The following is a 23,295-nucleotide window of genomic DNA, read 5'->3' as shown; positions in this document are numbered from 1 at the left end:
GGCCGATTCGACCGCCTGACTACGATGTTTCATCTTACCGCCAGCGGCGGGGCTATGATGGAGTTGGAGGCCGGATGCACCGGTCCGCCGCGATCCGATGCCCTTCAGGTCAGTCTTCGTCGCCGTCACCATCAGCGGCGCGCTGCTGCTGGCGGCGTTGCTGATCAACCAGGCCCGGCCGGATTCGGAGGTCCGGCAGCCGTCGCCGGAGCTGGTGCGGGCGACCGGGCGGTGTGCGCAGTGCCACCGGGAGGAGACCGCGGCCGTCGTCCACCAGTTCGAGCGCAGCGAGCACAGCCGCGCCAACGTCACCTGCTACGACTGCCACCAGCCGGGCGAAGGGCAGGAGACGTACGACCACTACAACTTCCGCCTCGCCCGCGACGTCACCTCCCTGAACTGCCGGGGCTGCCACCGCACGGAGTACGAGCAGTTCGCGCGCAGCCGGCACGCCCTGCCGGCGTGGGCCGCCGTCAGCGGGACGAGCGGGATATCGCCCGAGCAGCTCGCGTTCGGGGAGCGCCACCATCCCGGCGCCGTGGACCGTCCCGCCAACGCGCTGGCCAGCCTGGAGGGCGTGGCGGCCACCCGGACCGGCTGCCTCGGCTGCCACCGCATCGGCCAGCCCAACCGCGACGGCTCCATCGGAAGCTGCACGGAATGCCACTCGCGGCACTCGACGTCCATCGCGCTGGCGCGCGAGCCGCAGACTTGCGGGCAGTGCCACATGGGGCCCGACCACGCGCAGGTGGAGATCTACACCGAGTCGAAGCACGGCGCGCTCTTCGCCGCGCAGCGCGCTTCGCTGAACCTGGACGCCGAACCCAAGCGGCTGACGACGGCCGACATGTCGGTACCCACCTGCGCGACCTGCCACCTGAGCGGTCTGGACGGGCTCAAGGTGACCCACGATACGACGGAACGGCTGTCCTACTGGCTGTTCGCGCCGGTCTCCGAGCCACGTCCGGGGTACGCCCGCGCGCAGACGGAGATGCAGGAGACGTGCCTCCGCTGCCACGCTTCGTCGAGCGTCGCGCGCTTCTACGAGGAGGCGGAGGCGGTCCTGGACGCGACCAACGTGCGGGTCCGCGAAGGGCAGGCGCTGATGGCCGCGCTGCGCGCCGACGGGCTGCTGACCGACGAGCCGTTCGACGAGCCGATCGAGTTCCTGTACTTCGACTTCTGGCACTACTTCGGGCGCACCGCCAAGCACGGCGCGTTCATGGGCGGAGCCGACTTCGTGCAGTGGCACGGCAACTACGAGCTGCTGCTCAAGCTCACCGAGCTCGAAGAGCTGGCCGCCGGCCTGCGGAACGCGCGTGCGGATCGCTGAGCCGCGCCCGCGTCGTGCGCGCCGGCCACGTACTCTGCGGCGACTTCTGGAGAGCCGGGCCAGGAGCTTGCTGCTGGAGGCCTTCGTACTCGCGAACTTCGCCTTCCTGGTCCTGGACGTGTTCCTGGCCCACTCCGTCAACGCCTTCCGTCACCGCGCGGAGTGGATTCCCTTCGTATTCTCGATCGCGGCGACGCTGCTGCTGGCCCCGGCGCTGCCGGCGGCCGGCCGCACGAATAGAGGGAGCTACGCGCACCGCGTCGGACTCTTGGTCGGATACGGCGCCATCGCGCTCGGCATCGCCGGTGTCGTCTACCACCTGGAGAGCCAGTTCTTCTCCCAGTGGACCCTCCGCAGCCTCGTGTACACGGCCCCGTTCGCCGCCCCGCTGGCCTACGCCGGCCTCGGCTTCCTGCTGCTGGTCAACCGCATGGTGCCGCGCGATACCGGCGAGTGGGACGGGTGGGTGGTGTTCTTCGCCCTGGGCGGCTTCCTCGGCGTCTTCGTCCTCGCGCTGTGCGACCACGCGCAGAACGGGTTCTTCCACGCCACCGAATGGTGGCCGGTGGCCGCGAGCGCCCTGGCGGCGGGCTTCCTCTGCGTCGCGCTCGTGGACCGGCGCACCGCCTTCCGGCGGCTCTGCTTCGGCGTGCTCGCGCTACAGGCCGTCGTCGGGTTGATCGGCTTCTACCTCCACGTGGCGGCCGACGTCAACGGGTTGTCGGCCAGCCTGTTCGAGAACTTCGTGCACGGCGCGCCGCCCTTCGCGCCGCTGCTCTTCGTCGACCTCGGGATCCTGGCGGCGATCGGGCTGGCGTCACGGGACACGCCGAGCTGATCGAGCGCCTGGCGGAGCTGGGCCGGGAGCACCGGCTGTCGGGCCGGGAGTCTGCGCCGTAGAGCGGTGCGCTCCCTGGTCAGGCACGGTCGGGCGGCGATCGGAGCGGCAGGCGACGACTGTCGGGCCGGGCTCCCGGTCTCACTTGTTCTCCCCCAGGTGACCCAGCAGACCCCACACGAACACCCCGACGCCGAACAGGCCCACGACGAGGCCGACCGGCAGCATGACCATCGTCACTCCCAGACCGAGGCCGAAGACCATCAGGACGAACCCGATGACCACGGCCGCGACGTGGGCGAGAACCAGGCAAGCCTTCTCGAGCCACCGGCGCCTTCGACCCGCTGGTTGTGTCGCCATCGCAATCGCGTCAGTACCTGTCCATCGCCCCGAAGCTCTCGACCGCCAGGCGCCCATCGCAGACTACAAGGGAACGGGGGTTGGCGGTTCGCGGGCATGCCCGCAGCCGCCCCGAAACCTCGCGCGCGCCTTCAGGCCATTCCGTCACCCCGGAACCACCCCGCGAACGACAGCATTCGAACCCGCCGGGCGATGCTGCGCCCGCTGGCCGGAAACCACGCCAGCTCGCGGCCGGCGCCGTCCCGGGACTGCGCCGAGCGGGCGCGGACGCCGCGCAATCGCGCGGCCTTCGCGCGGGTTCCGACCGGCTGGCAGTGCGCGTGCGGTACCGGCGTGCCGTTCTCGTCGAGCGGATACGCGGCGGGCAGACCGGCGGCGCGCAGGCCGGCCGCCGAGTGCGCGTCGCAGACGAACTGCCGGCGCGGCAGCGTGCAGCCGATCAGCACCGGCCCCGTGTCGTCGCGGAGGTCTTCCGGTTCGTACGGCCAGCGGGCGGTGAAGGCGCGTAGATTCTGGCGCGCCGTGCGGAGGTCCTCGTTGAGGTAGAGCACGCGAAAGCTGCCCGGCGGATTCCAGCGTCCGCCGCGTCGCCGCGCGTAGTCCGGATCGAGGGGGTCGCTCCACGAAGGGTCGGCGATACGCCACCAGACGTGCGCGTCCGGTACCGCTTCGCGTCGCAATGCCGCGGTCATGCATGGACCCGATCGAACCGGAACATGTCACGGCACGCGGCCAGGACGGTGCGCGTGTCGCCCCGCCCCAGCAGGTCCACCAGGGACACGCCGTCGAGGGCCGGCATCGGGCGGCGCACCACCGCCGGGATGCGGTCGCGCTTCAGATGGTGGACGAGCAGGTCGGTGGCGGCGGCCAGGTCCGCCACCGCACGGGCGCGCGCCGCGGGCACGCCGCGCCGCCGCCATTTGCCGATCGCCTGGCGGCTCACGCCGAACATACGGGCCGCCTCGGCCTGGCTCAGGCCCCACGTCCCGGTCGTCCGCGTGAAGGCGTCGGCGGCGCGGCGACGGTCGAGTCCGGCGATGAAGGCGTCGAGCCATTCGGCGTCGTGTCGATGCGCCGTGAACGTCCGCTCGGCCGCTTCTTCCGGATCGAGCGCGCCAGACGGCGCGGCGGTGTTGCCGTCTCCCAACTCCATGCGCTACCGTATGTCAACCGCAACCGTACGTCAACCGTGTGGCGGGTGGACGCTGGCCGCCGCGGCCGGCGGGAACGTCGCCCCCGCGTTCGCGAGCGTTCGACCGCGGGGCTCTATCATTCCCCCGCATGGACCCGCTGACCGTCGCTCTGCTCTGCGCCGTGGCGTTCGCGTCGGCCGCGCTGTCGGCGGTGGTCGGCCTGGCCGGCGGAACCGTGCTGCTGGCGGTCATGCTGTTGTTCTTCGAGCCGGCCGCCGCCATTCCGCTGCACGGCGTGATCCAACTGGTCTCCAACGGCGCGCGCACCGTCGTGCAGGGGCGCCACGTGGCGTGGAGCGTCGTCGGCTGGTACGCGTTGTTCCTGCTGCCGCTGGCGCTGGCCGGGGCGCGCGTGGCGCTCGCCATGCCGCCTGCCCTCGGCACGACCCTGATCGGCGTCTTCGTGCTGGTCGCCACGTTGCGACCCGGATGGCTGCGAATCCGTCCCGCCGGCGCGGGCGGCGAGGCGCGCCGTTTCGCAGTGCTGGGCGGCGTCGCCGGTTTCCTGGGCAGCCTGGTCGGGGCGGTCGGGCCGCTCGTCGCGCCGTTCTTTCCGCATCTCGGACTGTCGCGGCGGGGCGTGGTGGGCACCGCGGCGGCCTGTCAGGGGGCAGGACACCTGGCGAAGATCGCGGCGTTCGGCTGGGTGGGCTTCTCGTACCGCGAGCACGTCGGGCTGCTGCTGGCGATGTCCATGCTCGTGATCGCCGGTGCGGCGGCCGGCAGCCGACTGCTCGATCGCGTCGACGACGTTCTCTTCACCCGCCTCTACCGCACCGTCCTCGTGCTGGTCGCGCTGCGCCTGGTGTCGAGCGCGGCGTGGATGGGCGACGTGGCGGCGACCGCTGCGCCGACACCGTGAGCCGATTTGACCGGAGCGGTACAATTCACGGAATTTGAACGAGTTAGGTGATTCCCGACAATGAGCGACAGCCCGACCGACACCCGCAAGAAACTCCGAGATCTCCTGGAAGCCCGCGCGTTTCGAACCGGCGAGATCACGCTCAGCACCGGCGCGAAATCGAACTTCTACTTCGACTGCAAGCCGGTGACGCTGAGCGCGGACGGCGCCTACCTGGTCGGGATGGCCTTTCTCGACGCGCTCGAGAAGCTACCGGAGCGCCCCGGGGCGGTCGGCGGGTTGACGCATGGCGCGGACCCGATCGTCAGCTCGATGGTGGCGCTGTCGTACGCCCGCGAATGCCCGATCGACGGCTTCTACGTCCGCAAGGAGCCGAAGCGCCACGGCACGAAGCGCCGGCTGGAGAATCCGCCGCAACCGGGAACGAAGGTCGTGATTGTCGACGACGTCGTCACCAGCGGCGGGTCCCTGCTGAAGGCGGTCGAGGAAGCGCGCGCGGCCGACTGCGAAGTCATCGCCGCGATGGCCCTCGTCGACCGGGGCGAACAGGACGGCGCAGCCAGTGTCCGCAGGGAAGTCGGCAACTACGTCCCGCTCTACACGCGGAGCGACTTCCGCGGGTTGTCGTGACCCGGCGACCCGCATCGTTGGGCGGGTTGCCCGCGACCCGTAAATAGGGGAATATGTCTTCCGTGAAGACCACCATCGAACTTCCCGATACCACTTTCCGGCAGGCTAAGGCGCTCGCTGCCAGCCGCGGCATGACCTTGCGGCAGTTCTTCACCGACGCGCTCGAGGACAAGCTCCGGCGGTGCACCGGCGACGCCGCAGGCCGCGAACACGAGGCTCCGTGGATGGCCGGATTCGGCGCGTTGGCCGATCTGTCGCATGAGCACCGTCGGGTGGGCGAAGCGATAGCGGAGGAGTTCGAGACACTGGCGCCCGAAGACGTCGCATGATTCTCGACACCAACGCCCTGTCCGCATGGGCGGAAGGCGTGGCAGCCGTCGAGGCGCCGTTGCGGTCCGCTCGTCGTCTCGTCGTCCCGAGCATCGTCCTCGGCGAGTACTACTTCGGCATTCGCCAGTCGAGCCATCGCGACCGTTACCAGGACTGGCTCCGCCGCTACCTGCCGCTGGCCGAGATCGCCATCGTCACCCACGCGACCGCCGGCGTCTACGCCGACGTCCGCCTGGAGCTGAAGCGCTCCGGCAACCCCATTCCGCCCAACGACGCCTGGATCGCCGCCCTCGCGCGTCAGCACGGATTGCCCGTGTTGAGCAACGATGCACACTTCGATCGAGTCGACGGTGTCCAACGCATCGCGTTCTGAACGCGTGCCAAGAGGCGAACGATGCAGGATCGTGCGCGACGATCCGGAACAGGTTGCCCGCGCCGAGGTGTTCGTCGAGCACGGCGCCTGGATTTCGCTGCCGGTGCTCGCCGAGACCGTATGGGTGCTGAAGTCCGTCTACGGGCTGAACCGCCGGCGCATCGGGACCGCTGTGAGCATGCTCGTAGAGCACGATCGCCTCGTCCTGCAGGATGAGGACGTCGTCCGACGAGCGCACGCGACGTTCGCACGCGAGCGAGCGGTCGGATTCTCCGGTTGCCTCGTCGTCGAGATCGCCCGCAAGGCGGGACACGTTCCGGTAGGCACGTTCGACAGGAAGATGTCGCGCGTGGACGGCGCCCACCGATTGTGACAGCGACGCATGCAGTCCGGCGGCGCCCGGCGGTACTACCACGCGGCGGCGGCCAGCTTCCCGTCCCACAGCCGTTCCAGGAACTGAACGATCATCCGTCTGCGGCGGCCCGTGCCTTGCGATGTGACCAGCTTCTTGGCTAAATTGTCCGGCAGGAGAGGAAGCCGCCGATGCCCGTCGTGAACGTCCACGAAGCCAAGACGCAACTGTCCCGACTGCTGGCGCAGGTGGAGGCGGGCGAGGAGGTCGTCATCGCCCGACGGGGCGCACCGGTCGCGCGCCTGGTTGCGTGCAAGCCCATGGGGAGGCGACAGCCGGATGTTCTCAAGGGCAGGACCGCGCTCACGGACGCCTTCTCCGATCCGTTGCCGGAAGACGAGTTGAAGCTCTGGGAAGGCGGTTAGCGTCAGCGATGCGGGTACTGTTGGACACGCATGCGTTCGTGTGGTGGGTTGCCGACAGCCGCCGCCTCTCCGGAACTGCTCGCGGGACCATCCGGAACGAAAGGAACGACATCCTCGTCAGCGCGGCGTCTGCGTGGGAGATTGCGACGAAGCACCGCCGCGGCAAGTTTCCGGAGGCTGATGCGTTGGCGAGCGACATACGCGCCGCCATTGCCGACCAGGGCTTCGAGGAACTGCCTATCGACGTCAGCGACGCCGAACGCGCCGGGCGGCTGAGCGGGCCCCACCGCGATCCCTTCGACCGTATGCTCATCGCCCAGGCGCTGGCGCACGAACTGGCCAACGCGGGAGGTCGGCGTTCATCCGCTCGGCGATCGAGATGTACCTGCGCGCCCGACAGCGACGGGAGATCGATGAGCAGCTCAGGAACGCCTACGGCGGACACGCCGACGAGCTGCTGGAGGAAGTCAGCGACCTGTTGGACGCTCAGGAATGGCCGCCCGAGTGAATCGGTGCCCCGGAGTCAACTCAAGGGCTACGTCGGCGCCCTTGGTCCGCGCAAGATGCGCCAGTTGTGCCGCGCCCTGGCGATCGCCACCGGATGCGACGGGTAGAGTTCGTCTCCCTGGCGACGCTGTCGGTCACGGCCGGCGCGACCGTACCGCCCTCGCTTTCGGCATCTCGGCGATAGTATTGGTGTTTCGTTCACACCGCGTCGCCTCCCGCGGCAAGCCTGAACGCGAAGCGAAGCACTCGATGTTCGACACCAGGGACCAGATTCTGAATCAGTTGCGCGCCGGCGAGGACGGCCGCGCCGAGTTCAAGGACGTGCGCCTCGGGAAGCGAGGCGTGATCGCCCCGAATACCGAGGAACTCGCGAGCGAGCTGGTGGCGTTCGCCAACGCGGAGGGCGGCGTCGTGTTCCTTGGCGTCGACGACGCCGGCGCCGTGCACGGGATTCCGGTCGAGCGCCTGGATACGGTCGAGAACTGGATCGTAAACCTCGCCACGAACAACTGCGACCCGCCGATCCGACCGATTCTGCGCAAGGATCTGCTCCCGGACGCCGCCGGCGCGGACCGGCACGTGCTCCTGGTGGAGGTATCGCGCGGGCTCTACGTGCATCGAACCACCGGCGGGCGGTACCACGTGCGAGTCGGCTCCACGAAACGCGACCTCACGCCGCCGGAGCTCGCCCGGCTCTTCCAGCAGCGGGGCCGCGAGTACGTGTTCGACGAACAGCCGGTGCTCACCGCGACGGTCGACGACCTCAACCGCAACCGGCTGGAAGCGTTCTTCGGCCGCTCGCCGACCATTCCCTGGCTCGACCTGCTTCGCAACACGCGGGTCACGGTTGCCGACGAGCACGGCGTGGATCGGCCGACCGTGGCCGGGCTTCTGGTCTTCGGCAGGGAACCGACCGACCTCCTCGCCTCGGGATCCATCGAAGCGGCGTGCTACCGCGACACCCGCCTGTCCTCCGACGACCTCGTCCACGCCGAGCGTCTCGCCGGTCCGGTATCCGACCAGATCGACGCCGGCATCGCCTTCGTCGCCCGATTCATGCAGGCGCCGGCCGACAAACCGTCGAGCAACGTCGCTCCCTACGACCTCGACGTCGTCGACGAGGCGATCGTCAACGCCGTCGCCCACCGCGATTACGCCATCTCCGGCTCGAAGATCCGACTGTTCCTGTTCGCCGATAGACTCGAGCTCTACAGCCCCGGCAAGCTGCCGAACACCATCACGCTCGACGACATGCCCTACCGCACGTTCACCCGCAACCAGCTTCTGGTGAGCTTCCTGTCTCGAATCCGCAGCAGGCGCACGGGGCAGGTGTTCCTGGAATCACGAGGCGAAGGCGTGCGGAAGATCCTCCAGGACGGCGAGGCGCACGCGGGACGGCGGCCGGCGTACGCGCTGTTCGGTGACGAGCTTCGGCTGACCTTGTGGACGAAGAAGGCGGCTGCTGGTTGACCGCAGACCGTACAGTGAATCAAGCCCCAGCCCGTGGGACACCTTCCACGGACGCGGCGCCGGCCAGCTTCCCGTCCCACAGCCGATCCAGGAACTGCTCCCACGGCAGCAGCAGGATGCCGTCCACCACGCGCGGATACGGATCCATCGACACCAGGATGTGCCTCGCCAACAGCTTCTCTTCCGCCAGGGCGCGCAGGCCTTTCAGGTGGCGGCCGCCGACGGCCCGCGCCGCCTTCACCTCCACGGCGACGTCCGCGAAGACGAAGTCCACCTCCAGCTTCGAGCGCGACCGCCAGTACCGTGGCGCCTCCAATCGGTGATAGTCGCAGAACGCCCGGATCTCCTGGAACAGGTAGCTCTCGAACGCGTCGCCGTATTCCGGCGTCCCCGGCGCCAACCCGCGCCGGCCCTGCAGATGGCGGGCCACGCCGGTGTCGAACAGGTAGAACTTCGACGTCGAGACCGCCTTGCGCCGCCGCGTGTCGGTGAACGCGGGGACCTCGTGCGCCAACAGCGTGTCCTGCAGAATCCGGTAGTAGTCGCGCGCGGTCGACGGCGCTACCTGGGCGTCGTTCCCCAGGCTGGCGAAGTTGATCTGTGTCCCGTGGGCCAGCGCCGCCACGTCCAGAAAGCGGCTGAACGCCGGCAGGTTGCGCACGATGGCCTCGTTCGATATCTCTTCGCGCAGATAGTCGCCGGTGTAGTCGCGCAGTCCCTCGCCGGGCTCGTCCGAGAACCAGACCGACGGCAGCAGCCCGAACTCCAGCGCCCGGTCCAGGCTGAAACGCTTCCCCAGTTCCGCCCGCACCAGCGGGTGCAGCGACCGCCGTCCGGCCCGGCCGCCCAGCAGGTTGACCCCCTTGCGCCGCAGCGCGCGGGCGCTCGATCCGGTCAGCAGGAAGCGGGCGCCGTGCTCCTCGATCATCAGATGCACTTCGTTCAGCAGCTCCGGCATCCGCTGAATCTCGTCGATCACGACGATGTCCGAACCGCTCCCTTCCGCCAGCGATTCCCGGATCAGCCCGGGATTGCGCGCCAGACGCCGGAACAACTCCTGATCGAGCAGGTTCCACGTCCGGCAGTCGGCGAACTGCTGTCCGATCAGCGTGGACTTGCCGGTCTGTCGAGGCCCGAACAGGAAGCAGGACTTCCGTTCCACCAGGGCCCGCACGTCGAGGATTCGAGGGATTGTCGGCATCGCGGCCGTTTCACCGGACCTGCCGCTGATTTTAACGTGGAATCAGCGGTAAGTCCGCCGAATCGACCCCGCACCAACTCCGACACCGCGGTCCCGAGGCTGACGCCGCGCCGGCCAGCCAGCGCTCGCGCGACGGCCAGCAGGTCGTCGTCAATCGTCAGGGTGGTCCGCATGGCCGCATCATGGCATCACGTCATCTGCCGTGGTCGGGGTTGTCGCAGTCAGTGAGACACCCTCCACGATGTGTCGCCGAATCGCCTCGGCCCAGTCACCCAGGTAGTCGTCGAAGGCCTCGCCGAACGCGCGAACGAAGTCGTCCGCGGCCGACGACAGTGCTGTCATGCGGTACTTCACGGTCGCTCGGCTGCGGGCCTCGCCCTCGGGAATCACTTGTACCTCCACCATGGCTGCGTGGTGATCCGGAACCATGTATACGAACGACGCGACGCCTGCGGCGGGATCATGCCGCGTCTGGATCCACGTCGCGGTTCCCACGCCCTTGTTGGTGGTCCGGAAGATGACGCCTTCTCCGGCGCCCGGGTTGTTTGGATGCACGTAGCACGGGTCCCAACCTGCCACCCAGCGCCGTTCACCCTCTGCACTGAACAGCGGGAACGCTTCCGCGGCCGGCAGGTCCATCGCTACCACGCCCGTTCTCTCTATATGGACCCGCTCGCCGGTGTCGGTTGCCACGGTCGCTCCCGGCTCGGAGCCGGTCGTGCGGGGTGCGAAACGGTTCGGCCGGCTCTGCGCATGGTCCGGACCGTACCGGTCCCGAAGGTCGTCCGATGCGTCAGGGTTCGACGACGCCTTGTTCGTGGTCATCTCGTGCACGCCTGGTGGCCGCCCGGGGCATGCTGCCGATTCGCTCGAGCAGCGAGTGGGCCCACTCGGGCGGTTCCGGGCTCACGTGTTCGATTCCGTGCCGTCTCAGGACGGCGATCTGCCGGTATGTCGTTCCGCTGTTGTCGTACAGGTCGATTCGCGTAAAGGCGTGAGCTGTTCGCGCCAGATTGTCCTGGGCGTTGTGCCACCGTCGTCGGATATCGTCCCCGTCGACGGCATGGCCGGTGTTCTCCGCTACCCGCTTCTGTACCCGGATGACGTTGATCTCGGCATCTCTCGTTCCGATGAACACGGCGTGCACGTCGTATCCCGCCCGTGCGGCGCTTTCGACCATTCTTGGTCGTGAACGTCCCGAGTAGGTGCTTTCGAATCCAAAGCTCTCCCTCGTGGCGAGGTGACCACGGAGAGCCCGGTTGACGCGCCGTGCCGCCTGGATCTGGTTGTGGCGATCGTTCCAGTCGCCCAGGCTGTTGGCGATCGAGTCGGCGTCATAGAAGGCTGTCGGGAGTTCGTTTTCGTGCTTGCTGCACCAAGTCGACTTTCCGGCTCCGTTCGTCCCGATGACAATCGTCAGTCGCGGGCGGTGGATACGTCGAGGTCCTTGGCCCTTCGTGCGGCTGTCGGTCTCGGCCATGCTGGGTACTCGCGGTATTTCGGACTGTCGGCGGGGAACACCTCCTCGGCGCCGTCCGGCCAGATGCGGGTGACCTGTCCGGTCGCGAGCTCGTGGCGGTCGATCACGCCGGCCGGCGTCTCCGAGATGATGAACCTGTCGTCGTCGCTGGCGTACACGCACGACTTTCCCTGGGCGAAGCACATTTCCCGTGCGTCCTCGGTGGCCAGCATGGTCATCGTCCCATCGGCTTCGCCTGTATCCGTCTTCATCTCAGCTCCCCTGGGGCCGTGATGCCTGCTTCCTGCGACACGTTGCACGTCAGGCGTCGACGGCCTTGGCTTCTCTGCATTCTAGGGTACGAGAGCACGGAGGGAACGACGGCGCCGGGGCGCACCGGTCGCGCGCCTGGTTGTGTGCAAGCCCATGGAGAGGCGACAGCCGGATGTTCTCGAGGGCAGGACCGCGCTCGCGGACGCTTTCTCCGATCGACGAGGTGGCTCTGCCACCAAGACCATGTGGTTGGTTCGTCTCTGATTCCGCTCCCGCACACGGTGACCGTGGCTTCCGTGTCGCCCCTCGATTCCGGTTCGGCGATGAGTTCCCCGCCGCAATCTTCTTGCGATTCGCGTGTACGGCTGGCCTCTTCCGGACGTTACAGAACCGAGGCGAAGTGCGGCTGCGTTACGAGCGTGCCGCCGAGGGCTGCGAAGAGGCATGCAGGCGACGTTGACCTGGCTCGACCTGACGGCGAGCGACCGCGACAAGATGCGGCGCGTCCTGGATCTGTTCAAGGAGCAGGGCACGCTCGACGAGATGGGGCTGGGGAGCCTGCGGGACGTGCTGTCGGACGCGTTGTTCCCCGGCACCTCCTACATCCAGACCCGGCTGCGGTACGTCCTCTTCGTGCCCTGGATCTACCAGCGGCTGGAGGCTCGGCGGGTCCGGAGCGGCGACGTGGAGCGAGCCGCACGCGCCGTGGAAGTGGACCTGATCGGGCGACTCGAGCAGAACGAGGACGCCAGGGGCATCATCGGCGTGGTCGCTCGCGCGGCGCTCGTTCGGCTGCCGAGCTCCCTCTACTGGGGCCCGCTCACGCGGTGGGGCATTTTCCGGCCCCAGCAGAGTCAGGGGTGGTACCACTCGCACTTCGACGCGCTCGTCGATGGCCGCGGCGTCGTGGGTCGGGCGGACGATCCGGGCGTGATCTGGAGCCGGGACGCGCACTGGCACCCCCGGATGCCGGAGGCGCCGAAGGGATTTCCCGGGGAGGCGTCGTTCGCGTTCACCCATGACGAGGCCGACTTCCTGCGCGGCCGCATCGAGGAGAGCTGCGCCGGCACGTTGCTGGCGTGGCTGGTCCGCAACGGCTCCGATTCGCCGGCCGAGAACGTCTGGGACGATCCGGACGCCCTGCGCGCGCCGGGCAGCATTGGCGACACGCTGGAGCTGGCGCGGCGGTTCTCGCTCCATGTCGCGGGCATTCCGCTGCTCTACAACCTGCTCGTGGCGGAACGGCGGCGCGAGGTCCTGGACCAGGACGACGGCCAGGCGATCGAGGCACTCCGCCGGGCTCTCGCCGACTGGGCGAAGGCGGAGGCCGACGACAGCCCGTACGAGCCTGACGTGCTCTGGGACCTGGTCGTGCGCCGCGGCGGGCGCCTGCCGCACCACCAGCGCGTCTTCATCGAGAGCTGGTCGCGGCGGATTGCCGAGCTGGATCCCGACAGCATGGCCGACGACCCTCGGTTGCGGGCGCTGGTTGCCGAACGCGAGCTGCGCCTGAAGGGCGGCCGGGCGCGATTGGCCAACCGGAATCGCCTGGTCGACTGGAGTCCGTGGAGCAACATCCGTCCGATGGACTTCCGCATGGACTTCCGCTGGGTTCGGGTCCGGCAATTCCTGATCGACCTGCATGGAGGTTTTGCCGCCTGATGCTCCTGCCGGACTCGCGCACCACCGCCTTCGAGTTGATCCGGCCGCCCAGCAGGTACCGGCTCGACTTCGCCGTGCTGACCACCTACACCCTCGATCTGGAAGCGCTGCTCGTGCTGCCGCTGTCGGTGCTGGCGCATCCCGACGGCGGCCTGGACGAGCTGCTGGCCGATCCGCTGCGGCTGCACCAGGCGATCCGGGACGCCGGCGACCGCGTGCATGCCTTCGTCGACGAAACGGGCATCGGGATTCCGCGCAGCGCGCGACCGCTCTACTCCATGCTCGAGTCGAGCGTGCATCCCGTGCGCGCACCGGGCCGCGGCGCCTTCCATCCCAAGGTGTGGGTGGCGCGGTTCACGGCGAAGGACGAGACGGCGGAGGACGTGCTGCGGGTGGCGATCCTGTCGCGGAACCTGACCTTCGACCGCTCCTGGGACGTCGCCCTGGCGAGCGCGGCCCCGCCGGGGAGCGGGCGCCGCGTGTCCGCGAGCCGTCCGCTGGGTGACTTCCTCCGGGAGCTGCCGCAACTGGCCACGAGCGCGAACCGCGTTCCACAAGACGTCGCGGACCGCGTCGAGGAGCTTGCCGATCAGGTTGCGCGCACCGCGTTCCCGGCCCCTGAAGGCTTCGACTCGCCGATCGAGTTCCATGCGCTCGGCCTGTCGAGGCGCCGTCGATCGTGGAGCCCGCCGTCGAGCGGCTATCGCACGCTCGCCCTGGCGCCGTTCGTCAACCAGACGGGGCTCGCCGCGGTCGACGGACTGAGCGGAAACGACCGGATACTGGTGAGCCGGCAAGAGGAGCTCGACAAGCTGTCCGAGCACGCGCTCGCCGCCTGGAAGGAGATATTCGTCCTCTCGGATACCGCCCAGGGAGAAGCCGAGGATGTTCCGGCCGACGCGGACGAGGATGGTGAGGCCGACCAGGCTGGCGCGAACGGGGGCGACCCGGGGACCGGCGTAGATGCTCGCCAGGACGGCGACACGTCAGCGGCCGGCACGGATGCTCGCCCCTCGGGGCTGCACGCCAAGATGATCGCGGTGGAGCACGGCTGGGACGCGACCTGGTACGTGGGCTCCGCGAACCTGACCTCGGCCGCGTTCGGCGGCGGCAACGTCGAGGTGATGGCGTCGGTCACGGGCAAGAAGGGACGCGAGGAGGGCGCCAGCGGTTGCGGCATCGATCGCTTCCTCCACGGCGGGTTCCTGAAGTTGTGCGTGCCGTATCAGAGGGTGGAGCCGGAGCCGGAGGACCAGCGCGTGACCACTGCGCGGGAACGCCTCGAAGCGGCCCGGGACGCCCTCGTGGACGCCGATCTTCGCGTTGTCTGCGTGCCCGGGGACGATCTCTGGACGTTGACGATCGACGGTGGCGTCGCTCCGCCCGCCGACGATGTCGAGGTCGCGGCCTGGCCTGTCTCCGTTGCCGAGGATCAGGCCCTGCGGCTGGACGAGCCGTTGCGCTGGAGGCTGCCGGTCGCACGCCTGACGGCGTTCATCGCCTTTCGATTGCGCGTCTCGATGCCGGGCGTGGACGACATTCGCATGACCCTGCGGCTTCCCGCCGAGGGAATGCCCGCCGACCGGATGCGCCACGTGCTCCGGGGCCTGCTGGACAGCCCGGAGAAGTTCCTCCGCTTCCTGCGGGCGCTGCTGGGCGGGATCGAGCAGTTGCCCGCGGCGCTGACGGACGAAGGGCAAGGAGACGGCGCCGCGTCCTGGGGAGTCGGCCTCGGCGGCGAGACGCTGCTCGACGACCTCGTCCGCACCGCGTCCCGAGACCCTGATCGCCTGAAGCCGGTCCGCCGGCTGATCGACGACCTGCGGAAGACGGAGGAAGGGCGGCGCATCGTGCCGGACGATCTGCTCGCCGTCTGGACGGCCGTCGAGGCGGCGGTCGCCGGGGAGCCGCGTTCATGAAGCGACCATCCGTCGAGGCGAGTCTCAAGCCCCTCAAGCCGTTTCAGCGCCGCACGGTGCAGCACGCCTTCCACCGCCTGTTCCAGGCGGAGAACGGCACCGGGCGCTTCCTGGTGGCCGACGAGGTGGGCCTCGGCAAGACGCTGGTCGCCCGCGGCATCATCGCCCGCGCCATCGATCACCTCTGGAACGACGTCGACCGGATCGACATCGTCTACATCTGCAGCAACGGCAGCATCGCGCGCGCCAATCTCCCGAAGCTGCAGGTGGGCGCGGCGGAAGAAGGGTCGTTCGCGTTGGCGACTCGCCTGACGATGCTGGCCACGGAGCTGGCGCGTCGGGAGGGCGAGTCCGGACTCGCCGACAGCAAGCTGAACTTCGTCAGCTTCACCCCCGGCACCTCGTTGGACCTGGGACACTCGACCGGCCGGGGCGAGGAGCGGGAAGTGCTGTTTCAACTGCTCCAGCCGTTGATGGACCAGCATACGGCGCTGATGAATCTCCTGCAGGGAGGGATCACCAGGACGGACGAGTGGCGCTGGCGGCTGAAGAACAACCCCCGGCCCATCGACGCCACGATACGCCGGCGCTTCGAGGCGGCGTTCCGCGAGCAGCCGAAATTGGACGAGAGGCTGCGAGGTCTTCTCGACACCACGTTCCGCCGCTATCACCGCTGGCCGGCCGAAGCCCGGTACCAGCGCGACCGGGTCATCTCCGACTTGCGCCGCGTGCTGGCCGGCGCGTGCGTCAAGGCGCTCGAGCCCGATCTGCTCATCCTGGACGAGTTCCAGCGCTTCAAGAATCTGTTAGGTACGCAGGGGACCGAGCGCGACGCCGCGGCGGAACTGGCGCAGGAGCTGTTCCAGGCCGAGGCGCATGACAGGAAACGAGTGCGCACGCTCCTGCTCTCCGCGACGCCGTACAAGCTCTACACCGCCGACGCGGAAATCGAGCACGAGGATCACTACGAGGATTTCCTGGCCACCACGCGGTTCCTGCTCGGCGACGACGACGCCCTCGTAGAGGAGCTCAAGCAGCAGTTGTCGCGCTTCGGGGCGGCGCTGCGACGCGCGGCCGGCGGGGAGCCGGACCAGGTGGAACGCGTCGAGCGGGCGAAGCGCGCGGTCGAAGACTCGCTGCGGGACGTGATGGCGCGCACCGAGCGGGTCGCGGCCAGCGAGGACCGGGACGCGATGGTGGCCGAGGACCGGCGCACCACCCCCGTCACCGCGAGCGACGTGCGGCAGTACCTCGCCGCCGACGCGCTGTTCCGCGCCGTCGGCAACCAGGATCCGATGCCGTTCTGGAAGTCGGCGCCGTATCTCGCGCACTTCATGCACGGCTACAAGTTCCACGAGCTCCTCGTCGAGGCGCTCGGCGCGTCCCGTCCCCCGGACAAGATCGTCGATGCGCTCCAGCGCCACGATGCGGCCTTTCTGAAGGCGGCGACGTTGCGGTCGTGGGGCAGCATCGACCCGGGGAACGCCAAGTTGCGGGAGCTGGTCGGGGAGTTGATCGACGAAGGACTGTGGCGCCTGCTGTGGATGCCGCCCACGCTGCCGTACTGGCCGCTGGAGGGACCGTTCGAGGGCAAGGAACACGCGACGAAGCGGCTGTTGTTCTCGGCCTGGAACCTGGTGCCGGACGTCGTCAGCGCCGTCCTCAGCTACGAAGCGGAACGGCTGATGATGGGCGGCCGGCTCGATTCCTACGACAACCCCGACGCGCAGCAGCGGCCGCTGCTGCGGCTGACGCAGACAGCGGCCGGCGTCCGATCCCGTCACCGACTCCTCCTGTTGCTGCTGCCGTGCCTGCCGCTGGCGGATCGGGCGCATCCGCTCGCCGCGCCGCCCGGGCAGGATCGCCGGGCGTGGGTGCGCGCCCAGGTCGACGACTTGCTCTCGGACCCGCGGCTGCCGAACCCGCAGGCGGGGACCGTCGACGATCGGTGGGAATGGGCCGCGCCGCTCCTGCTGGATCCGGAACTGCCGGCCTTCCTGCGGACGTGGCGTGACGGCGAGCTTTCCGGGGCGTCGGACAACGAGCAGCTCCCGCAGCCGAATCCGGACGTCTTCGGCGCGTACGTCGACGATCTGCTCGCGGTCGACCCGCAATCGCTCGGCCGGCGGCCTCCTGACCTCGCCGAGCTGCTCACGGACCTCGCCCTCGGCTCGCCGGCGATTCTCGCGGCCCGCAGTCTGAGCGGCGGGAGCGAGGTTCGTGACGCCACGCGCCGCCGGCTCGCGGCGCTGATCGCCGACGCGTTCTGGCGCCTCTTCAACCGGCCGGCCGTGGTCTCGCTGCTGCGACAGCTCGCCGCCGGGACCGCGGCCGTCGGCGACGAGTCGGCCTACTGGCGGCTCGTGCTGCACTACTGCCGGCAGGGCAATCTGCAGGCGGTGCTCGACGAGCAGTGGCATCTCCTCTGGGAGCAGGACTCGTGGTCCGAGGACGCCAGCCCGGACGAGACCGCCGCCAAGTGCGCGCGAAAGCTCGTCCCGGTGGTGCACCCGGCGCGCGCCCGTGTCCACGCCGAGTTCTTCCGGGCCGAGCCAGGAGCATCCGGCGCCATCGTCGAACGCGACGCGATCCGCGTCCGCACCGTGTTCGCACTACGCTTCGGCCACGGCCGCACGGACGACGGCGAGCAGATCACCCAGGACGCCGTCCGCGCCGCGTTCAACAGCCCGTTCCGGCCTTTCGTGCTCACCAGCACGTCGATAGGGCAGGAGGGGCTCGATTTCCATCCCTGGTGCCACCGCCTGGTCCACTGGAACCTGCCGGGCAATCCGGTGGACCTGGAGCAGCGTGAAGGGCGGATTCACCGGTACAAGGGGCATGCCGTCCGCCGGAACGTCGCTGCCTCCCACGCTGAGGATGCCTTCGCGGCGTGGAGCGCGGGCGACGACATCTGGAAGTTGATGTTCGAGCTGGCGAATCAGTGCGCGCGGGATGCCGAGGAGAGCGACCTGGTTCCGCACTGGATGGCTCCGGGCGAACACCGGGTGGAGCGCCATGTGCCGCAACTGCCGTACACGGCGGAGGTCGAGGCGTTCGACCGGTTGAAGCGGCAGCTTGCCGCCTACCGGGTGGTCTTCGGGCAGCCGCGGCAGGAGGAGCTGGTCACGCTGCTGGATCGCGCAGGCGTCGATGTCGCGAGGCTCAGAGACTGGGCGGTGGATCTGTCGCCACGGGTGACCGGAGACCCGGGCGAATTGTGAGCGTTGCGCAAGAGTTACTTCCCACAGCCGGATCGCTTTTCGCTTTGCTGTAAGCTATTGCAGAGTGGAAGTTTAGTGGAGTGCGTGGGCATGCTGTTGCCGGAATCTCAGTCACAATTTCGTGGCGTGCCCATCGAGCGGTGCGCGCCCAACGGGATCAGGACGCTCCAGCCGGGTCGGGGCGAGTCGCGGCCATATCCGTTGACGCGGGATCCGGTTTTCCACAGAATTCACCATGGGTTGGGCCAAAGTTCAGCGGATTCTCGCTGAGCGGTGGGTTTTGCGCGTACGGGACACGCCCGAAGGCAGGGCAGGGAGGGAGAGTCCCTGATGAAGAAGCTGATTCAGGCAGCACGCTCGGCGTTCGGCGTCCGAACCCGTCCTGCGCCGCCAGCTTCCGACGAGTCCAAGCGACGTGAGACGGACAGGCGGATCGTGTCCAACCTGAGCAGCGGAAACGTTCGACTGCAGCAGGGTCAATTCACAACTCGCGAAGACATCGATCGCGAGCGTGAGCGAGTGCTGGCGCGCAAGCTCTGACCGATGCCGCCCGAATTCCCGTCTGTCTCCGAACTCACCGAGAGCTACGAGACCGCCGATCGATTCACGCGCGAAGTCGCACAGTTTCGGTCCGCGGTCGCCGTTCCTGCCAACAACGAACTCAGATACGCTGGGCACCACTTGCTCCAAGCGCTCGACGGCCAGAAGCAGATCTCCAAGCCTGACGAACTCAGAAAAGCCAAGAACCACTGTGAGCGCGCGATGTACGACGCCGCCGAGGCGGGGATCCTGTACGCGATCGACGAGATTGGGCGCTTTCAGGATGACTACAACGACGTCGTTGTCAGCCGCGTCGTCAGGGACTATCCCAACATCCGTGCGCTCGCGATCGGAGCGCAGGCTACGCTGGCTCAGGGCCGGGGCAGCCGCGCGTCGGTACAACAGCAGACCACGGAGTACATGGAGTTGTTCCGGCAGTTGCGCGATGCGGTCCGCGTGCTCGACGGCAGTCGCGATGACCTCAACGCGATGATCGATGAAGACCGCGCGAAGGAACAGAGCGAAAGCCGCCGGTTTCTTCTTCAGTTCGTGGTCAGAGTAGCAGGCAGTCTCCTTGCCGCGATGGGGCTCATCTGGACGATCTGGTACACGCTGACGTCGGGTGATGTCGCGCCGGGCTCATAGTAATCAACGCCATCAGGGCGGATTCTCGGACTGCTGTTAGGTGGCAGCCAGCGACTCGCGGCGCGTCGATCGCCGACATCTTCCACGGTCTCAATCCTGACCGCGTGGTCGGCATGTGCTCGGGCCGCCGGGGTCCCTACAGTAGGAGAGCATGTCGCTCTCTTCGCAGCTCCGGCTCCTGTGGCGCCGCGCCGCGGGCAACCCGGGCCGCACTCTCCTCTCCCTGCTGACGCTGACGGTCGCCGTCGGCGCGACCGTCGCGATCTTCACCGTCGTCAACGCGGTGCTGCTGCGGCCGCTGCCGTTCCCGGAATCCGAGCGGCTTGTCCTGCTCTGGAACGCGGCCCGGCAACTCGGACCGCTCGACGACCTTCCGATGTCGGATGTGCTCCATTTCCTCTACCAGGAGCACAGCCGCACCCTCGCCGGCGTGGCGGGATTCAGCGACGTGGCGGTCGGCTTCACCGATCCGGACAACGCGCAGCGCGTGCCGGCGGCCAGCGTCACCGCGTCGCTCTTCGACGTGCTGCGGACGCCGCCGCGCCTCGGTCGCCCGTTCACAGCCGAGGAGGACCGGCCGGGCGCCGCCCCGGTGGTCGTGCTCGGCGACGGGTTGTGGAGGAGCCGATTCGGCACGGATCCCGGCGTCGTGGGGCGGGTCGTAAAGACCGATCGCGAGAGCGTCGCGATTGTGGGGGTTACTATGCCCCCGGGTTTCGCGTTTCCGCGGCCGGAGACCGCCCTGTCGCGGCCGATGCGCCTCGACCCGGAGAACGTACGGCTGGACTTCTTCGGGCTGAACGGCGTGGTGCGCATGGCGGACGGGGCGTCGCTGGAGCAGGTTCCGGGCCGAGACCGAGGCGCCATGCTGTCGAACTGCGCCGCACGATTAGCGCCCGGTGTGACCGATCTGAAGGAGTTGCCTTCCCGACCGGTCTGCTGCCCCGGTCATGGCGAGGGAGTACCAGCCGCTGATCGTGCCGCTCTAGCCGCGAGTGGTCGGCGACATCCAGACGACGTTGTGGATCCCGCTGAGCGCGGCCGGGTTACTGCTGCGCACCGACTGCGCCAACGTCTCCAACCTGTTTTTGGTCCGCGCCAAAACGCGTCACGGCGAGGTGGCGATTTCGCGCCCCCTCCCCGAGACCCGCGCGGCTGGCCGGATCGGTCCTTCTCGTGGCGCCGGGCGTTCGGCGTGGCGGGCGGCCGTCGCGACGCTGCTCCTGGCGCTGCCTGTGCGGCTGCTGGTCCGCTTCGGTCTGCCGATGTTGCCGCGGCTGGAGGAGAACTCGATTTGGCTCCACGACCCTGCTGTTCAACTTGGCCGCGTAGCTCCTGGCCGGCCTGCTGTTTGGTCTGCTGCCGGCGTGGCACGTAAGCGCCGCAGCCGCGTTCTACCACATGACCGCGAGTGGGCGCGGCGCCGCGAGCGGTCGCGACCGCACTCGTTTCTCGCCTTAACACAGTGCATCCAGGACCGTTTTGGTTCTCAAAGGGGACTTGACCGCCCACTAGCGGCGTGCTAGGGTCAAGTGCTACCATCCTGGTGAAAATGAGGCGGGGTATGGACGATTTGACTTACGACGGTGTGCCTTATGACACGATCAGTGAGCGCGGCAGCGGCAACTACTATGTGTTCAAAGATCCCGGCAACAACAAGGCCGTTCCGATTGTCTACATCCCGAGAGAACATTTTGACGTGATCTACGGAAGCGGAAAGATGTCCCGAAACTCGAAGATCCGGATCACGATCGAGCGCGTCGCATAGTATCGAGGCAGAGGGATGACGAGTCACCCCGGGAAACAGCGACCGCCGACAGCGGCGCAGCCCGTCGCCTCGGCCGTGGTCGACAGGAGAGGCGGCGTCGAGCGGAATCCAGTCAGAACCGGAGCACGTCACCGACCTTCTCGTTACGGAGCTCGTGGTAAGCAGGTCCAACCTATTTGGGCGGGTGAGCATGACAAGATCGCCCCGGGGGATGGTTAGCCCCTAGCGATCAGAGACCCTCAGATGGACGTCTTCAGCTTGCGCGACAACGTCATCCGAGACTACGGCGCGTACGTCCGCAGCTTCCTCACCATCAAGGACGAACGCATCCGCCAGCTCGTGGATCAGGAGATGGACACCGGATTCCTCTGGCCGGATCCCCTCATCCAGTTGAGTCCGGCATTTGAGTCTGGTGACACACTGCAGCAGTTGATCGACGCGGGTGAGTTGCATCCAGAGTGCATCAACATCTTCCGTGAGAAGCGCGAGGATGGACGACTCGGCGCGCCGTTCCAGCTTCATCGTCATCAGGTCGACGGGATCCGGGCGGCACGCGCCGGCGACAGCTACGTTCTGACGACGGGCACGGGTTCGGGCAAGAGCCTCGCGTACATCGTGCCGATCGTCGATCATGTTCTGCGCCGGGGTAGCGGTAAGGGTATACAGGCGATCATCGTGTACCCCGTGAACGCGCTGGCCAACAGCCAGATGGGCGAACTTGAGAAGTTCTTGTGCTTGGGCTACCCGGACGGTCATTCGCCGGTGACCTTCCGGCGCTACACCGGCCAGGAACCCGACGATGAGCGGAAGGAGATTATTTCCAATCCGCCCGATATCCTGCTTACGAACTACGTGATGCTGGAGTTGGTACTGACCCGGCCTTGGGACTACCAGCTAATCACTGCGGCGACGGGCCTGCGGTTCCTTGTACTCGACGAGTTGCACACCTACCGCGGACGTCAGGGCGCGGATGTTGCGATGCTCGTGCGCCGACTGCGAGAGGCGTGCGTCGCGAAGCAACTGTTGCACGTCGGTACGTCGGCAACCCTCGCGGGCAGCGGCACATGGGCCGAGCAGCGAAATGAAGTGGCAGCCCTCGCATCCCGGCTGTTCGGGGTTACGGTCAAGCCCCAACGGGTGATAGGTGAGACACTTCGCCGCGTTACGCCGGAACAGGACTTCTCTGACCCGATTGTGGTCGAGGGGCTCCGAAACCGGTTGCAGCCTCCGGTTCAACTTCCGGAGAGGGATACGGACTCGATCCTGGCTGATCCGTTGTTTGCCTGGATTGAAACGACGCTTGGCGTTCGAAGGGAAGCGGGAAGCGGACGGCTGGGTCGGTGCGTGCCGCGCTCGCTATCCGGCGACGAGGGTGCCGCAGCTTCGCTTGCGAAACTGACGAACCTGGATCGGGATTCTTGCGAGGCCCAGCTACGTGAGACACTGCTGTCGGCGTACGGCTGCAGGGATGCAAACGGCCATCCGCTGTTCGCGTTCCGCCTGCATCAGTTCGTTTCGAAAGGCGAAGCGGTCTACGCTTCGCTTGAGCCGGAGGAGACCCGACACGTTACGCTACGAGCACAGCAGTTCGTGCCAGGGACTGGCCGGGACAAGATCCTGCTTGCTCTCGCGTTCTGCCGGGAATGTGGCCAGGAGTATTACACGGTTCGGCGAGGACAAAACGAGGGCGGGCGCCCGGTGTACATGACCCGATCTCTTTCGGATCGCCTTGACACCGAGGACGGCGTGGCAGGTTATCTCTACATCAGCCAAACCGAGCCATGGCCGGACAAACCGGCGGACTTCATCCCAAAGCTTCCCGACACCTGGTTGGATACGACGGGCAGCTCCGTGACCGTGCGCAGGAATCAGCGGGAAAATCTGGCTCTCCTGAAACAGGTATGGGTGGGTTGAGGGCGATCTGCGGGGGGACG

25 protein-coding genes and 1 pseudogene are annotated in these 23,295 nt (G+C 67.9%); 18 read left to right on the top strand and 8 right to left on the bottom strand.

Annotated features, from left to right (window positions below; all coding sequences use genetic code 11):
- Nucleotides 1-97 precede the first annotated feature (97 nt).
- Both F4X11_19870 and F4X11_19865 read left to right on the top strand, forming a co-directional pair.
- A complete protein-coding gene (locus F4X11_19870) occupies nt 98-1,333 on the top strand; it encodes a nitrate reductase (GenBank protein ID MYN67255.1) in 1,236 nt (411 codons plus the stop codon).
- Between the two features lie 67 nt (nt 1,334-1,400).
- Nucleotides 1,401-2,171, top strand: a complete 771-nt coding sequence (locus tag F4X11_19865) for a hypothetical protein (protein MYN67254.1) — start codon at nt 1,401-1,403, stop codon at nt 2,169-2,171.
- 141 nt (nt 2,172-2,312) lie between these two features.
- Here F4X11_19865 and F4X11_19860 read toward each other — a convergent pair whose 3' ends face one another.
- The 3 genes from F4X11_19860 to F4X11_19850 all read right to left on the bottom strand — a co-directional run bounded on the left by F4X11_19860 (nt 2,313) and on the right by F4X11_19850 (nt 3,684).
- Nucleotides 2,313-2,531, bottom strand: coding sequence for a hypothetical protein (locus F4X11_19860; protein MYN67253.1), 219 nt, complete (start codon nt 2,529-2,531; stop codon nt 2,313-2,315).
- 131 nt (nt 2,532-2,662) lie between these two features.
- On the bottom strand, nt 2,663-3,223 hold the full coding sequence (locus F4X11_19855; protein ID MYN67252.1) for an RES family NAD+ phosphorylase: 561 nt from the start codon (nt 3,221-3,223) through the stop codon (nt 2,663-2,665).
- Nucleotides 3,220-3,684, bottom strand: coding sequence for a helix-turn-helix transcriptional regulator (locus F4X11_19850; GenBank protein ID MYN67251.1), 465 nt, complete (start codon nt 3,682-3,684; stop codon nt 3,220-3,222). Before F4X11_19850 ends, F4X11_19855 begins: the two co-directional genes overlap by 4 nt.
- A 128-nt stretch (nt 3,685-3,812) precedes the next feature.
- On the opposite strand from F4X11_19850, the gene F4X11_19845 reads away from it, so the two are divergent.
- From F4X11_19845 to F4X11_19810, 8 genes are all read left to right on the top strand, one after another.
- Nucleotides 3,813-4,586 (top strand): sulfite exporter TauE/SafE family protein, encoded by a 774-nt coding sequence (locus tag F4X11_19845; GenBank protein MYN67250.1) that lies wholly within the window; start codon nt 3,813-3,815, stop codon nt 4,584-4,586.
- 60 nt (nt 4,587-4,646) lie between these two features.
- Nucleotides 4,647-5,216: an orotate phosphoribosyltransferase gene (gene pyrE / locus F4X11_19840; GenBank protein ID MYN67249.1), complete on the top strand. Its 570-nt coding sequence runs from the start codon at nt 4,647-4,649 to the stop codon at nt 5,214-5,216.
- 62 nt (nt 5,217-5,278) lie between these two features.
- Nucleotides 5,279-5,545, top strand: coding sequence for a hypothetical protein (locus tag F4X11_19835; GenBank protein MYN67248.1), 267 nt, complete (start codon nt 5,279-5,281; stop codon nt 5,543-5,545).
- A complete protein-coding gene (locus tag F4X11_19830) occupies nt 5,542-5,919 on the top strand; it encodes a type II toxin-antitoxin system VapC family toxin (protein MYN67247.1) in 378 nt (125 codons plus the stop codon). The genes F4X11_19835 and F4X11_19830 overlap by 4 nt, the downstream gene beginning before the upstream one ends.
- A 4-nt stretch (nt 5,920-5,923) precedes the next feature.
- Entirely contained in the window at nt 5,924-6,292 is a 369-nt protein-coding gene (locus F4X11_19825) for a type II toxin-antitoxin system VapC family toxin (protein ID MYN67246.1), read from the top strand.
- Nucleotides 6,293-6,462: 170 nt separating this feature from the next.
- Nucleotides 6,463-6,696: a type II toxin-antitoxin system prevent-host-death family antitoxin gene (locus tag F4X11_19820; protein MYN67245.1), complete on the top strand. Its 234-nt coding sequence runs from the start codon at nt 6,463-6,465 to the stop codon at nt 6,694-6,696.
- Between the two features lie 8 nt (nt 6,697-6,704).
- The gene (locus tag F4X11_19815; GenBank protein ID MYN67244.1) at nt 6,705-7,310 is read left to right on the top strand and encodes a type II toxin-antitoxin system VapC family toxin; all 606 of its coding nucleotides are present in this window, start codon (nt 6,705-6,707) and stop codon (nt 7,308-7,310) included.
- A complete protein-coding gene (locus tag F4X11_19810) occupies nt 7,189-8,673 on the top strand; it encodes a transcriptional regulator (protein MYN67243.1) in 1,485 nt (494 codons plus the stop codon). The genes F4X11_19815 and F4X11_19810 overlap by 122 nt, the downstream gene beginning before the upstream one ends.
- A gap of 19 nt (nt 8,674-8,692) precedes the next feature.
- Here the strand turns inward: F4X11_19810 and F4X11_19805 are convergent, their stop codons facing one another.
- The 5 genes and pseudogenes from F4X11_19805 to F4X11_19785 all read right to left on the bottom strand — a co-directional run bounded on the left by F4X11_19805 (nt 8,693) and on the right by F4X11_19785 (nt 11,605).
- Entirely contained in the window at nt 8,693-9,874 is a 1,182-nt protein-coding gene (locus tag F4X11_19805) for an ATP-binding protein (protein MYN67242.1), read from the bottom strand.
- A gap of 80 nt (nt 9,875-9,954) precedes the next feature.
- Nucleotides 9,955-10,047 (bottom strand): annotated as a pseudogene (locus tag F4X11_19800) (DUF2191 domain-containing protein).
- Between the two features lie 7 nt (nt 10,048-10,054).
- Entirely contained in the window at nt 10,055-10,699 is a 645-nt protein-coding gene (locus F4X11_19795) for a hypothetical protein (protein ID MYN67241.1), read from the bottom strand.
- A complete protein-coding gene (locus F4X11_19790) occupies nt 10,668-11,354 on the bottom strand; it encodes an AAA family ATPase (GenBank protein MYN67240.1) in 687 nt (228 codons plus the stop codon). The genes F4X11_19795 and F4X11_19790 overlap by 32 nt, the downstream gene beginning before the upstream one ends.
- Complete coding sequence (locus F4X11_19785; GenBank protein MYN67239.1) at nt 11,291-11,605, bottom strand: hypothetical protein; 315 nt, start codon at nt 11,603-11,605, stop codon at nt 11,291-11,293. Before F4X11_19785 ends, F4X11_19790 begins: the two co-directional genes overlap by 64 nt.
- A gap of 445 nt (nt 11,606-12,050) precedes the next feature.
- Between F4X11_19785 and F4X11_19780 the strand changes: the two genes are divergently transcribed.
- The 8 genes from F4X11_19780 (at nt 12,051) to F4X11_19745 (ending at nt 23,275) form a co-directional block, all read left to right on the top strand.
- Complete coding sequence (locus F4X11_19780; protein ID MYN67238.1) at nt 12,051-13,268, top strand: hypothetical protein; 1,218 nt, start codon at nt 12,051-12,053, stop codon at nt 13,266-13,268.
- Complete coding sequence (locus F4X11_19775; protein ID MYN67237.1) at nt 13,268-15,187, top strand: hypothetical protein; 1,920 nt, start codon at nt 13,268-13,270, stop codon at nt 15,185-15,187. Before F4X11_19780 ends, F4X11_19775 begins: the two co-directional genes overlap by 1 nt.
- Nucleotides 15,184-18,408 (top strand): DEAD/DEAH box helicase, encoded by a 3,225-nt coding sequence (locus F4X11_19770; GenBank protein MYN67236.1) that lies wholly within the window; start codon nt 15,184-15,186, stop codon nt 18,406-18,408. Before F4X11_19775 ends, F4X11_19770 begins: the two co-directional genes overlap by 4 nt.
- Nucleotides 18,409-18,738: 330 nt before the next feature.
- A complete protein-coding gene (locus F4X11_19765) occupies nt 18,739-18,948 on the top strand; it encodes a hypothetical protein (protein ID MYN67235.1) in 210 nt (69 codons plus the stop codon).
- 3 nt (nt 18,949-18,951) lie between these two features.
- On the top strand, nt 18,952-19,593 hold the full coding sequence (locus F4X11_19760; GenBank protein ID MYN67234.1) for a hypothetical protein: 642 nt from the start codon (nt 18,952-18,954) through the stop codon (nt 19,591-19,593).
- Nucleotides 19,594-19,744: 151 nt separating this feature from the next.
- Nucleotides 19,745-20,971, top strand: coding sequence for a hypothetical protein (locus F4X11_19755; GenBank protein MYN67233.1), 1,227 nt, complete (start codon nt 19,745-19,747; stop codon nt 20,969-20,971).
- A gap of 186 nt (nt 20,972-21,157) precedes the next feature.
- Complete coding sequence (locus tag F4X11_19750; GenBank protein MYN67232.1) at nt 21,158-21,361, top strand: hypothetical protein; 204 nt, start codon at nt 21,158-21,160, stop codon at nt 21,359-21,361.
- A 243-nt stretch (nt 21,362-21,604) separates the two neighbouring features.
- Nucleotides 21,605-23,275 (top strand): DEAD/DEAH box helicase, encoded by a 1,671-nt coding sequence (locus F4X11_19745; GenBank protein ID MYN67231.1) that lies wholly within the window; start codon nt 21,605-21,607, stop codon nt 23,273-23,275.
- The last annotated feature ends 20 nt before the right edge of the window (nt 23,276-23,295 follow it).

It is taken from the genome of Acidobacteriota bacterium, assembly GCA_009861545.1.
In the GTDB taxonomy this organism is placed as follows: domain Bacteria; phylum Acidobacteriota; class Vicinamibacteria; order Vicinamibacterales; family UBA8438; genus WTFV01.
The sequence above is the reverse complement of the archived record's forward strand: the minus strand, read 5'-3'. Positions and strand labels throughout refer to the sequence as shown.